The organism is Aminobacter sp. NyZ550 (assembly GCF_025628925.2).
Lineage (GTDB): Bacteria > Pseudomonadota > Alphaproteobacteria > Rhizobiales > Rhizobiaceae > Aminobacter > Aminobacter ciceronei.
Window position 1 is genome coordinate 3,522,376 of the sequence record NZ_CP114190.1, and the last position, 12,941, is coordinate 3,535,316.

Consider the following 12,941-nt stretch of genomic DNA (forward strand, 5'->3'; position numbering starts at 1 on the left):
ACGAAACTCAACGGTCGAACAGGAAATAGGCAAAGGCGATGCCGGCGGCGTTCGGCTGTGCTTCGATCTCCGTGCGGATTTTCGGGAACAGGTCGGAAGCGAGCTCGGGGTCCTTGATGTCGGCAGCCTTGATGCCGCTGTCGCTCGCCAGCGCCACGATCAGATGCGGTTCGGGCGCCGTGGCCTCCTGGTCGTTGAGCGGGAACAGCTTCATGCTGAAGCTCGCCGCGTCGGGCCCGGATTTCTTGAGCAGGCTGGCGAAGTTGTAGACGACGCCGTCTTTGCCGATCAGCAGCAGGTTGACATTGCGGCTGCCGGTCCGGCTCAGCGTGCCTTGCAGCGAGTCCCCGACCTTGAGGTTGTCCTTGTTCAACTGCAGGGTCGGGCCCTGGCCGGTGTCCGGATGCACCGCCTCGAGGAAATCGGCGACTGGGCACTGCTCGCGCTCGATCATGCGCGGATTGACCTTTGGGCCGTTGCCGAAGGCCGAAGCAAAGTCGCGGCTCAGCTTGTCGAACGGCGCCTTCGAGGTCGCCAGCCCCTCGACCTCGGGGCTGGGCGCCGATGCGTTGGCCACCGAGGCATAGAAGCAGGGACCGCCGTCAAAGGACTTGAACCAGTCGGCGGCGCTCATCGCAGCCTGCGGGGGCTCGGGCAAGGCAATTGGCTTGACCGGCTCGGCGGGCTTCGGCTTGGCGATGTCAGTCGGTGCCGGCGCCTTTGCCTCGGTTACAGGCGCGGGCTCTGGCAAAGGTTTGGCCGGAACCTGCACCGTCTCCTTGGGTACGGGCGGCGCCGGCGTGAGTTTGCCGCCAGCGGCTTCCTGCCCCGATGTCACATCAGTTTCTCCCGGCAGGAGCCCGTCCATCAACCCGGAGAAATAGGCGCCGGCGCCCAGGGCGGCCACGGCGGCCAGCAAGACTGTACCTACCAGCGCACCGCGTGGTGACTTGGTTGCGCTCGCGGCGGGTGCAGGTTTGGGGGCTGCTCTTTGCCGTGGGTCGGGCATTGGCCTGCCCGTCGTACCGGCGGTGCGCCACGGCGCATCGCGCGGCAGCACCGCCTCAGCCGGCATCGGCTTCTGCCCGCTCGATGCCGATCCCGGCGGCCGCCAGGCTTCGACAGGCTTGCGCTGTTCCTGGTCATGCAGCGGCATGCCGGGCAGCGTGACGGGCGGCGCCGTTGCACCGCTCGTCTCGCGCAGCCATTCGACGATCGCCGCCGCACTTTCCGGGCGATCCCTGGGGTCGGGCTGCAGCATCGATTGCAGCAACGGCAGAAGATCGGGGTCGATGCCGGTGAGGTCCGGTACCGTGCGGCGTTTCTCGATCACCTCGACCGGCGATCCGCCCATGTCGAGCTGCTTGCCGCGCAAGGCGGCGGCCAGCACCAGGCCGAGGCTGTAGATGTCGGACTGGTCGGTAATTTCGCCGCCATACAGCCCGAGCTGCTCGGGCGACACAAAACTGTATTTGCCGGCGAAGCTGCCGCCGAGCAAAGTGCCGCCGCCGACATTGGCCGATCGCGCAATGCCGAAATCGATGATCTTGGTCTTTTCGACCTTGCCGCCGGGCAGGACGATGTTGTCGGGCGACAGATCGCGGTGGATGACACCTGCCTCATGCGCCACCGACAGGCCGGAGGCCACGCGAGCCAGCATCTTGCGCGCCTCGCGCGTGTCGAGCGGGCCATTGCGGATGCGCTCGCCGAGCGACTGGCCGTCGACGAACTCCATGGCGAGATAGGGCCGGCCGATGGTCGGATCGATGGTGAAGACGTGATAGCGCACGATGGCGTCGTTGGAGAGGTGATTGAGGATCGACGCCTCCTTGCGGAACAGCGCCAGAATGCCCTGGTCGCGCGCGAATTCGCGCAGCACGACCTTGATCGCCACCGGGTCGCCGGTCTGGATGTTGTGGCCGCGATAGACCTCGCCCATGCCGCCGGTGGCGATGTGCTCGTCGATCTCATAGATGCCGTTGAGCTGCACGCCCTGATGAACACCGGTATCGGGCGCGATACGTGTCTTGTCCTCCGGCGTCATGACCTGGTTCCATCCATGCGTGAGCGCCGTTCGGCCATTGCTTCACACCTGCGATTTTCGATCACCAGACTGACAATAACACGGATTTTCGCGATGGGGACTTTTGCTCGCGAGGCCTTTGCGCGGGCCGGGCAATAGGCCGTTTGATCTATGTCGACTGCGTTGACACAGGTCCATGTCAGGAGGATGCTTCACCGCTAATAGATGCAAGCCGTGCCAAGCCTGTAAAGACTGCATGTCCGGAAGGAGCAGTTCATGGTATGCGAAGGCTGCTTGCCTGCTCGCAATGCTGGCATTCTCGCGCGCCTGAGCGGCGCTCTCGCCGCCTGCGGTCTCATCCTGCTCCTAGCCCTGAGCACAGCCTTGGCGGCTGACGGCGTGTCAGGCCGCCGCGCTGCACTGGTCATCGGCAACACCGCCTACCAGCATCTGGCCCCGCTGCCCAACCCCGCCAACGACGCCGACCGCATCCGCGAGGTGCTGGAACGCGCCAATTTCGAGGTCACGCTCGGCAAGGACCTCGACAAGAAGGGGCTTGAAGAGACCATTCTCGGCTTCCTCAGGACGCTCAACGACGGCGACGTCGCGCTGTTCTACTACAGTGGCCATGCCGTGCAGGTCGGCGGCCACAACTTCATGATCCCGGTCGACGCCACACTGGCGACTTCCTACGACCTCGAGGTCCAAGCCTACAACATGTCGAGCCTGCTCGAATACATGCGCGAAACCTCCTCGCTGCAGATCGCCATCCTCGACGCCTGCCGCGACAATCCTTTCGCCAACAATTCCTATTATGTCGGCCAGGCCAAGGTCGCGGTCGAGGGAAAGAAGGGCCTGGCCTCGGTCGCGCCGCAGGACGGCACGCTGATCGTCTATTCGACCGCGCCCGACCGTGTCGCGCTCGACGGCAATGATGGCTTGAGCCCGTTCACCGGCACCTTCGCCGAATATGCGCTGAAGCCGAATGTCGAGGTCAGGAAGCTGCTCAGCGACATCCGCGCCGAGGTCATCAAGCGCACAGATGGGCGCCAGACGCCGTGGGATGCGTCGAGCCTCACCTCATCTTTCTTCTTCGTAACCCGCCAGAACCTGTTGATTATAGAGGATATGCGCGAGGTTCGTGTTCCGCCTGAAACCAAGGAGGTGGCGCTGCGTATCTCGCCGCCGATCACCAGCGGCAACGCCGAGCTGACGGTCAATTTCACCAAGCTGCCCGACCAGGGCACGCTCTGGCTCGGCGACCAGCAGCTCAGCCTCGACAGCAAGATTGCGGCCGATCGCATCGAAGAGGTCATGTTCAAGCCGGCTTCCGTCGACATGACCGCTGACGAGGTGCGCTACACCGTCACCACCGATGGCGGCCGCAGCGCCAGCGGCATCGTCCGCGTCGTCGTCGATAGCAAGGCCGTCGCCGAGGCGCAGGTCAAGCCGGCGCTCAACATCCAGCAGGGCGACGAGCCGAAGCCGGCTGCGCCCGAACAGGCAAAGCCGATCCTCGTCGCCATGGCATCCGACATCGGCACCGGCTTCGCCGCCATGCCCGAAGAAGTGGTGCGCTCGACGAGTGCCGCCCCCACCGGCTGGCTGCGGCTCGAAAAGCGCGATCCGGAGACGCAGGTGGCGGTCGACGGCAAGATCGTTTCCGAGGGCGACCTGATCAAGGCCGAAGACATCACCAAGCTGCGCATCCGCCCGTCGCTCAAGCTCGTCGCTGCCGAGGACGATGCCAAGCCGGTGGCCGAGACCGTGGCGATGAACACCAGCGGCAGCGCCGGCAAGGTCGACACAAGCACCGACAGCATGGAGGTCAAGCCGATCCCCCTGCCCGCCGACAAGGCGCCTGCCAAGGAGCCGCTGCGCACCGTCGTGCTGATGCCGGCTGCCAAGACCGCAGCACCCGCCCCGATCACCATCAACGTCGCCGTTTCGGTCAATGAATGCGACACGCTCGCCGCCGAACCGCTCGACGTCCAGGCGGTTGCCGACGGCAAGCTGCCCAACGACATCGACGTACCCAGGGCGCTCACCGCCTGCAAGGCAGCCGCCAACCAGCATCCCGAGATCGCCCGGTTCAAATACCAGTACGCCCGTGCCCTTTATGCCCAAGGCGATTTCAAGGACGCGCTGACCGAGCTCAACGCCGCCAGCGACGCTGGCCATGTCCGCGCCAGCTATCTGCTCGGCAGGCTCTATCAGTTCGGTGCCGCGGTCGAGCGCGATCCGGCCAAGGCGATCCCGCTGTTCGAAGCCGGCGCCAAGCGCGGCGATCCTTATTCGCAATATGCGCTGGGCAAGGCCCTCGTGAATGGAACGGGGGTGAAAGCCGATGTGGCTCGCGGCATGGCTCTTGCTGAGCGCGCTGCAGAATCGGGACACACATATGCGATGAATTTGCTCGGAACTGAGTATTATCTCGGACGCTTTGTCAAAAAGGACTACGCTCGAGCCCTTCAGTTCTTCCAAGAATCCGCAAAGCGTGAAGACGTCTACGGGATGGTCAATCTTGGCGTCCTGTATCGGGACGGCGCAGGTGTCGAAAAAGATCTGAGTAGGGCAACGGAGTTGTTCGAGAAGGCACGCGCTAAAGGCCATCCATCGGCAGGTCGGCTACTTGGCTTCATGGCTGTACAAAACGGCAATGCGAACACCGACACCCTGCTTGGTTGGTATCGCGAGAGCGCAGAAAGAGGCGATGCTTGGGGTGGGTACTTCGCCGCCAAGCTGCTCAAAGATAACCCGAACCTTCAACGTGATAGCGGCGAGGTAGTGCGGTTACTTGCCCTAGCAGCATCACAAAACATGAAAGACATCTCCCCCGAAGCAAAAGCCGACCTAGGCAAAAGCAGCGCCTCGGACGTCGGCAAAGAAGTGCAACTGGCGCTCCAGCGAGCGGGTCAAGATGTTGGAGATATTGACGGAAAGCTGGGTGCTCGTACGCGAGAGGCCGCAACCGCCGTCCTCGGTGATGATGCGCCACGCGATTCACGGGAGTTGCTGATGGCACTTCTGCGCAAGGAATGGATCGATTCACGGCCACGTCTGGACATGCTGGGCTCATGAAGGGGAGACGTTACATGCGATCGCATACCATCAGTCTTCTTATGGCAACTGTACTTCTGCCGCTGGGCGGCTGCGGTTCCATGATGAAAGTCGAGGAACAGGCAGCGGTTCAACCCGTGCAGCCAGTGCAGGTCAAGAAAGCGGCCCCGGTGAGGAAGGTCGCTGTCGCGGCGCCGGTTCAGCCAAGGGTCGTCAAGAAGCCGATCGTTCCGGCGACGCCGAGTGTTGAACGCAGCGAAAGAAGCGACAGCGGCGGTGGCGGCGGCCCTAGCGATTGGTAGGCTCTTCGCTCAAACTCTTTTACCCAAACTCGTAGCTGAACCCCTCACCTGACGCGCCGACCGTCACGCGCGTCAGCTTTTCTCCATCGAGCGAACGGTTGAGCACGCCGCGGCTGAGTTCCGGCAACAGCGTGTTGGTCAGGATCGCGTCGATCATGCGGCCGCCTGACTCAATCTCGGTGCAGCGCGCCTTGATCAGTTCCATCACGCCATCGCCGATCACCAGTTCCGCGCCGTGGCTGACCTGCAGCCGGCGGGCAATCTTGCCGAACTGGTGGCGGGTGATCGCCTCGATCATCTCGCCCGACAGCGGATAATAGGGGATCGTCACGACACGGCCGATGAAGGCCGCCGGGAACACCTTGAGCAAGGGCGCGCGCAAGGCCGCATCGAGATGCTCGACATTCTCGCGCAGTTCGCCGCCCTTGGTCTTGGTCATGATGACTTCGGAGCCGACATTGGAGGTGAGCAGGATCAGCGTGTTCTTGAAGTCGATCCGCCGGCCTTCGCTGTCGTCCATCATGCCCTTGTCGAAGACTTGGAAGAAGATCTCGTGCACGTCGGGATGCGCCTTCTCGACCTCGTCGAGCAGGATCACCGAATAGGGCCTGCGCCTGACAGCCTCGGTCAGGATGCCACCCTTGCCGTAGCCGACATATCCGGGAGGCGCGCCTTTCAGCGTCGACACGGTGTGCGCTTCCTGGAATTCCGACATGTTGATCGAGATCAGGTTCTGCTCGCCACCATAGAGCGTCTCGGCCAGCGCCAGCGCCGTCTCGGTCTTGCCGACACCCGAGGGGCCACAGAGCAGGAACACCCCAACCGGCTTTTCCGGCGCGCCGAGCCCGGCGCGGCTGGTCTGAACGCGCTTGGCGATCATTTCCATCGCATGATCCTGGCCGACGACGCGCTCGGACAAAGTCTGCGCCAGCCGCAATGCCTTTTCCGTCTGGCTTGTCAGCATCCGTCCCGTGGGAATGCCGGTCCAGTCCTGTACCACCGAGGCCACCGCATTGCGGTCGACGGAGAGCAGGATCAACGGCGTTTCGCCCTGCGCCTCGGCCAGCACCGCCATCAGCTGCTTGAGCCGCACAAGGTCGGCCCCGGGATCGGAGACTGCCTCTGTTTGCTGAGCGGTTTCGACCTGCTCAACCTGGGGTATGCTGTCAGCCGCGACATCCTGATCGACAGCAGCATCGTCATTGGCAGCGATCGGTTCCTCGGCTGCCTCTTCCGACGCCTGCGCCTCCGCGACAACGGGATCGAGCGCCACGCCCTGCCCGCGCAGCCTAGCGCGCAGGTCGAGAATTTCGGCGACGGCGGCCTTTTCCCTGTCCCAGCGCTCCTGGGCCGCAGCCAGTGCGGCGTCCGTCTCGACCAGCCCGGCCTCGACGCGCGCCTTGCGCTCGTCCACTTCGATGCCGATCGCTGCCTCGCGGCCAATGATGCCTTGCTCGACCTCGAGCGCCTGCCTGCGGCGCATCAGGTCCTCGACCTCGCCGGGCCGGGAGTGCTGGGAGATGGCGACGCGGGCACAGGCCGTATCGAGCAGGCTGACCGCCTTGTCGGGCAGTTGCCGCGCCGGGATGTAGCGATGCGACAGCTTGACCGCCGTCTCGATCGCCTCGTCGAGGATCTGCACCTCATGGTGCTTCTCCAGCACGCCGGCAACGCCGCGCAGCATCAGTATGGCGGCCGCTTCGTCGGGCTCCTCGATCTTGACCACCTGGAAACGCCGGGTCAGCGCCGGGTCCTTTTCGATATGCTGCTTGTATTCGGCCCAGGTGGTGGCAGCGATGGTGCGCAGTTCGCCGCGCGCCAAGGCCGGTTTCAGCAGGTTTGCCGCGTCCCCCGTGCCGGCAGCACCACCCGCGCCAATCAGTGTGTGCGCCTCGTCGATGAACAGGATGACGGGCGTTTCGGAGGACTGCACCTCGTCGATGACGGCCTTCAGCCGCTTCTCGAACTCACCCTTGACGCTGGCACCGGCCTGCATCAGCCCGACGTCGAGCATGCGCAGGCTCACCCCTTGCAGCATCGGCGGCACGTCGCCTTCGGCGATGCGTAGCGCAAAGCCTTCGACCACAGCCGTCTTGCCGACGCCGGCCTCGCCGGTCAGGATCGGGTTGTTCTGGCGCCGGCGCATCAGGATATCGACGATCTGGCGGATTTCCGGATCGCGGCCGACGACGGCGTCGATCTTGCCGTCGCGTGCCCGCTGCGTCAGGTCGGTGGCATATTTCGCCAGCGCCGACTCCCCGCCCGGTGACAGGCGCCGCGGCGCCTCGTCGGAGGGCGTCGCTGCACTTGCGGAGGATCCTTCCAGCGAGCCGTCGATCACATCGGCAAAACGCGCGATCACGCCGTCGGCGTCGATCTTGTCGAACTCGGTGCTGATCTTCGACACCAGCCCTTCCAGCACCGGCACCTTCAGGCAGGCCAGGATCACATGGGCGCTGCGCACCTCGTCCGAGCCGAACTCCAGCGTCGCCAGGTTCCAGGCCTCCTGGATGGCGTGAAAGATGTGGTCGGAGAACTCTTCGATCGAGGTCGCGCCATAAGGCAGCTTGTCGACCGCGCGTGTCATGTCGCCGGCGACGCGTGCCGCATCGACGCCGGCGTCAGCCAGGATCATCTGCACGTCGGAGCGATCCGAAAGTACAAGTTGCTCAATGAAATGAACAAGTTCCACGTAAGGGTTGCCACGCAGCTTTGCTGCGTCGGCCGCCGCCTTGAAGGCGCGCAAGCAGGTGGGATTGAGCTTGCCGACCAGTTCCTTGCGCTTGAAGCCCTGAGACGACCTGCGCTGCTGCATGCCCTTCTGTTCCATGGAATTTCTCCAATGGCCGGACTGCGATCACTGCAATTTGCCACACAAACCGCGACTTTACAAAGCCGGCCCACGAGCGGGGGCGGACGGTATCCGCGCCCCCGCCACCGAACGACTATAACAATTCGCGCGGCCGTGGTGACTAACGCTTAAGGGCTAGACGCGTCCAACTTTGAGCGGCGCCTGAACTGTGCTAAAACTAAAATCGAGTGGAATACCGGCTACTTCCGACCTGAGTATGGCGTGGGGGGGTGCGTGGTTGATCTTGCTCTCTGGCTCAACCCTTTGAACGGTGAAAACCCGTCGGGGGAAGATTTGCGCAATGATCCGCGCTTCCATGATCTCGAGCGCCTCGCCGTCCCGCAATCCGATGTCGTCCATGACGAGCGCAACCGGCCCTCGGCCGAAGTGAGCATTCCGGTCGACTGGGATGACGTCCTCGAAAAAGCCGACGAATTGCGCACCCATGGCCGCGACCTGCGCCTGCTGACGCTGGTCACCCGCGCCTTGGCCAATTCCCGCGGACTGGCCGGCCTTGCCGAAGGGTTGATGCTGATCGCGCGGACCTTCGACGCGCATTGGGACACGATGCACCCCGCTTTGCGGCCCAACGCGCCACCGCGCGATGCAGCACTGCGCCGCGTCAACGCCGTGCTCGACCTGCAGAACGGCCAGGAGCCTGGTCTGCTCCACGACCTCAGGAAGATGGTGTTCTTCGCGCCGCGCGGCTTCGGCCCGGTTACCGGCCGCGAGCTCGAGCAGGGTGCGCTCGACGACCGCGTCATGCTGCAGGAAGCGGCACAGGGGCTGAACGCCGCCGAACGTGCAGCCCTGTCGACCAAGCACGAGCAGCTGTTGACGCGCCTGCGCAGCGCTTGCGCCGCCCAGGCCGATCAGGCTGCCGCGGCCCTGGAACAATTGGTTGCCGATGCCCGCGCGGCGGCTGCCGCCCTTGCTGCCCTCGACTCGGCGCTCAACAAGCGGCTGGAAAGCACCGGACCGGCTGTCCCGGAGCTCAAGAAATTTCTCGACCGGATGCTGACCACGATCGAGCGCGGAGCCGCCGCGCGGCCGGCGCCCAACGCGGCAACAGTGCCGGAGACGGCGACCTCGGCACCTGCGGCCGCACAGCCCAACGGCCACGCGCCAGAGCCCGTGGTCAACCATGCTGGACCGACAATGGCACTCCCCGAACGCCTGACCTCGCGCGACGACGTCGTCAAATGCCTCGATCTCGTCGTCGCCTTCTACGACCGTACCGAACCGTCGAGCCCGATCCCGCACCTCGCCCGGCGCGTGCGCCGCATGGTGCACATGGATTTCGTCGAGCTGATGGAAGATCTCGCCCCGTCGGGGCTCAAGGAATTCCGGCTCCTCGCCGGCGTAACTGACAAGAAGACGCCTCAGAAGGATGAAAGGTAGCCAAGCATGCCAGCCGAAAGCAAAGCAAAGGTCATCGAGCGAAATCGCGCGCCGCGCGTGCAGATCGCCTATGACGTCGAGACCTACGGCAGCCCGACGACGATTGAACTGCCTTTCGTGATGGGCGTGATGGCCGATCTCGCCGGGTTGTCACAGACCAAGGAGGCGCAGAAGACGGTGCTCGACCGCACCTTCGTCGAGACCGATGCCAACAGGTTCCCGCGTTTCATGGAAGCGCTTGGCCCAAGGGTCAAGGCGCGGGTGAAGAACACCTTGCCCCAGGCCGAGGGTGCCGAGCAGGAGGAAGAGCTGGCAATCGACCTGACCTTCTCCAAGATGGGCGACTTCGCTCCCGACAAGATCGCCGAGCAGGTGCCGCAGCTCGCCGAAATCCTCAAGATGCGCCGTCAGCTGGAAGAGCTGCTTGGCTTCATGGACGGCCGCGCCGATGCTGAAAAGCGCATCGCCCAATTGCTGAACAACGAGCCTCTGCTGGGCCAGATCGCCAGCCAGGCGCTCTCGGACAGCGACAAGGTCGAGGAGTAGAGCCATGGCCGAGCAGCAAAAGAGCCCAACGGTCGCCGAGGCCGAGGCCATCGACCTCGGTGAGTTCAGCGACCTTCTGGAAAAGGACTTCAAGGTCAAGAAGGACGACAGCGAGAAGCTGCAGCAGCTCGTCCGCAATCTGGCGCTCGCCGCCCAGTCGCGCTCCGAGACGACCACCATCTCGTCGAATGCGATCAAGTCGATCAAGTCGCTGATCGCAGGCATCGACAAGATGCTGACGGTTCAGCTCAACGAGATCCTGCACGCACCCGAAGTGCGCGAGATGGAAGGCACCTGGCGCGGCCTCTGGTATCTCGTCAACAACACCGAGACCGACCAGAAGCTGAAGATCCGGGTGATGAACATCTCCAAGGAGCAGCTGGCCGACACGCTGGAAGACTATGAAGGCCAGATGTGGGACCAGAGCCCGGTCTTCAAGAAGGTCTACACCGACGAATATTCGATGTTCGGCGGCGAACCTTTCGGCTGTCTGATCGGCGCCTACGAGTTCTCCAACCATCCGCGCGACGTCGGCCTCCTGCGCAACATTTCGGGCGTCTGCGCCTCGGCGCATACGCCGTTCATCGCTGCCGCCTCGCCACGCCTGTTCCGCATGGACAGCTGGCAGGAACTGCCCAATCCGCAAGACCTGCAGCAGATCGTCTCCAATCCGGCCTACGCCTCGTGGCAATCGTTGCGCGAGAGTGAGGACGCCCGCTACATCGGCCTTGCCATGCCGCGCGTCCTGGCCCGCCTGCCCTATGGCGCCGACACCGTGCCGGTGAAGGGCTTCGCCTTCGAAGAGGAGGTCCAGGGCGACCACCACAAATATGTCTGGATGAATGCCGCCTTCCCGATGGGCGTCAACATCAACCGCAGCCACAAGCTGTTCGGCTGGGGCACGCAGATCCGCGGCGTCGAGAATGGCGGCACGGTGATCAACCTGCCGGTGCACAGCTTCCCCACAGACGACGGCTCGGTGGCAATGAAATGCCCGACCGAAGTCGCCATCGACGACCGCCGCGAAGCGGAACTCGCCAAGCTCGGCCTGATGCCGATCCTGCATCGCAAGAACACCGATCTTGCCGCTTTCATCGGCGCCCATTCGCTGCAGGACGATGAAACCCGTGCGGGACGGCTCGTCGATCCCGACGCGCAGTCCAACGAGCGCCTCAGTGCGAACCTGCCCTATCTGTTCCCGGTGTCGCGTTTTGCCCACTATCTCAAGGCGATTGCGCGCGACAAGGTCGGCTCGTTCAAGGAACGCGCCGACATGCAGATATGGCTGACCGAGTGGATCAACCGCTACGTGCTCGCCAATCCGGCCTTCGCCGACGACAAGGCCCGCGCCAAACGCCCACTCGCCGCGGCCGAGGTCCAGGTCGACAGCGTCGAAGGGCGTCCCGGCTACTACAACGCGCGCTTCTACCTTCGCCCGCACTACCAGTTGGAAGGAATCAACGCTTCGCTTCGGCTGGTGTCGGAGCTGCCTTCGGTCAAGTCCTGAACTGTCCAGTAACGGAGAGAGACAATGGCATCGGATGACGATCTGAGAAAAGCTACCAAGATCGACGGCTTCCTGAAGGTTCCCGACATCAAGGGTCCGAGCACCCGCGATGGTCATGACGAAGAGATCGAGATATTCAACGTCGCCTTCAACATGGTGGCCCCATTCGATCCCAATTCGCTTTCCCGCAAGGGCCGCGTCGCGCTGGGCACGGTGAGTTGTTCCAAGGATGTCGACATGTCGTCGCCATACCTTGCCAAGGCCTGCCACGAGAACAAGCAGTTCGACGAAGTGGTGGTTTCCTGCCGCCGCACGATCGATGGCGAGACGAGCGACTACTTCGTCATCACCATGAAGGAAGCATCCGTCGTTTCTTATGGCTTCGGTGCCAGCACCACCAACAGCGACACGCTCGAGGACTTCGTGCAGTTCGCCTACAAGACGATCGAGCTGGTCTACGACACCGACCATACGCAAGAGATGAGCGTTGCAACCGGCTTGTGACGTGCCGCATAGACGCCCTGGTGCTGCATGATGAAGGCCAGTGGAGTTCAGCAAGCAAGGCGAGAGGCGTCACAGCCATCGCTATGGGACCGGCTGGTGAACGACCTGCCTGGACTAAGCTCTGAAATCGAGGCCCTGCAGCGGGCATTGAACAATGAACTTGGCAGCGAGCGTGTCGAAGCGCTCGCCACCGGCAGTGCGCGTGTGATCGATTCCGATCTCGATCTCACGCCCGACCACAAGCAGCGCCTGCACCGGCTGGTCTTCCTCAACCGTAACCGCGTCGAGCTCGAAAACCGGGGCATCGTGGTGTCGGCGCGCGTGCTGCGCGAGGCGGTTCGCCGCGACATCGAGGCGCTGTTCAACACCGAGCGTTTCGATGCCGTCCCGTTGCTGTCCGACGTCGAGGATGAGCAGGCCGCCGAAAGTCGCCTGAAACTCGACGACTTCCCGGAGGTGCGGCGCAGCGTGGTCAACTACGGCGTGCCTTCATTCTCCGGCCGCTCGTCCCGCGACTTCGACAAGGACGCGCTGGCCCGTGAAATCAAGACAGTCCTGGCCAATTTCGAGCCGCGCCTCAAGGAGAGCGCGACCAAGGTCACGGTCACCCTCAACGACAAGAGCATGGGCATCAAGATCGAAATCGACGGGGTGCTGATCATGACGCCGACGCCGGAACGGCTCCGGCTGCGGACCACGATCAACCTCGACAACGGCTTGGCGCGGACCGAATACGGCGAGGCATAG

At 63.6% G+C, this 12,941-nt stretch carries 8 protein-coding genes and 1 pseudogene; 7 read left to right on the forward strand and 2 right to left on the reverse strand.

All coding sequences use genetic code 11. The features are described from left to right. Positions 1-7 precede the first annotated feature (7 nt). Positions 8-2,044: a serine/threonine-protein kinase gene (locus N7E70_RS17555; protein ID WP_263007117.1), complete on the reverse strand. Its 2,037-nt coding sequence runs from the start codon at positions 2,042-2,044 to the stop codon at positions 8-10. 273 nt (positions 2,045-2,317) lie between these two features. On the opposite strand from N7E70_RS17555, the gene N7E70_RS17560 reads away from it, so the two are divergent. Both N7E70_RS17560 and N7E70_RS17565 read left to right on the forward strand, forming a co-directional pair. Next, positions 2,318-5,104, forward strand: a complete 2,787-nt coding sequence (locus tag N7E70_RS17560) for a caspase family protein (protein WP_263007118.1) — start codon at positions 2,318-2,320, stop codon at positions 5,102-5,104. 14 nt (positions 5,105-5,118) lie between these two features. Then, the gene (locus N7E70_RS17565; protein WP_192316406.1) at positions 5,119-5,385 is read left to right on the forward strand and encodes a hypothetical protein; all 267 of its coding nucleotides are present in this window, start codon (positions 5,119-5,121) and stop codon (positions 5,383-5,385) included. 19 nt (positions 5,386-5,404) lie between these two features. Here N7E70_RS17565 and tssH read toward each other — a convergent pair whose 3' ends face one another. After that, on the reverse strand, positions 5,405-8,200 hold the full coding sequence (tssH, locus tag N7E70_RS17570) for a type VI secretion system ATPase TssH (protein ID WP_263007174.1): 2,796 nt from the start codon (positions 8,198-8,200) through the stop codon (positions 5,405-5,407). Between the two features lie 270 nt (positions 8,201-8,470). On the opposite strand from tssH, the gene tssA reads away from it, so the two are divergent. From tssA to tssE, 5 genes and pseudogenes are all read left to right on the forward strand, one after another. Further along, complete coding sequence (gene tssA, locus N7E70_RS17575) at positions 8,471-9,637, forward strand: type VI secretion system protein TssA (protein ID WP_263007119.1); 1,167 nt, start codon at positions 8,471-8,473, stop codon at positions 9,635-9,637. Positions 9,638-9,643: 6 nt separating this feature from the next. Then, positions 9,644-10,183, forward strand: coding sequence for a type VI secretion system contractile sheath small subunit (tssB, locus tag N7E70_RS17580; protein WP_263007120.1), 540 nt, complete (start codon positions 9,644-9,646; stop codon positions 10,181-10,183). Positions 10,184-10,187: 4 nt separating this feature from the next. Further along, positions 10,188-11,690, forward strand: a complete 1,503-nt coding sequence (gene tssC / locus N7E70_RS17585) for a type VI secretion system contractile sheath large subunit (protein ID WP_067962032.1) — start codon at positions 10,188-10,190, stop codon at positions 11,688-11,690. A 24-nt stretch (positions 11,691-11,714) separates the two neighbouring features. Next, positions 11,715-12,194, forward strand: coding sequence for a type VI secretion system tube protein Hcp (locus N7E70_RS17590; protein ID WP_067962033.1), 480 nt, complete (start codon positions 11,715-11,717; stop codon positions 12,192-12,194). Between the two features lies 1 nt (position 12,195). Next, a pseudogene (tssE, locus tag N7E70_RS17595) lies at positions 12,196-12,941 on the forward strand (type VI secretion system baseplate subunit TssE).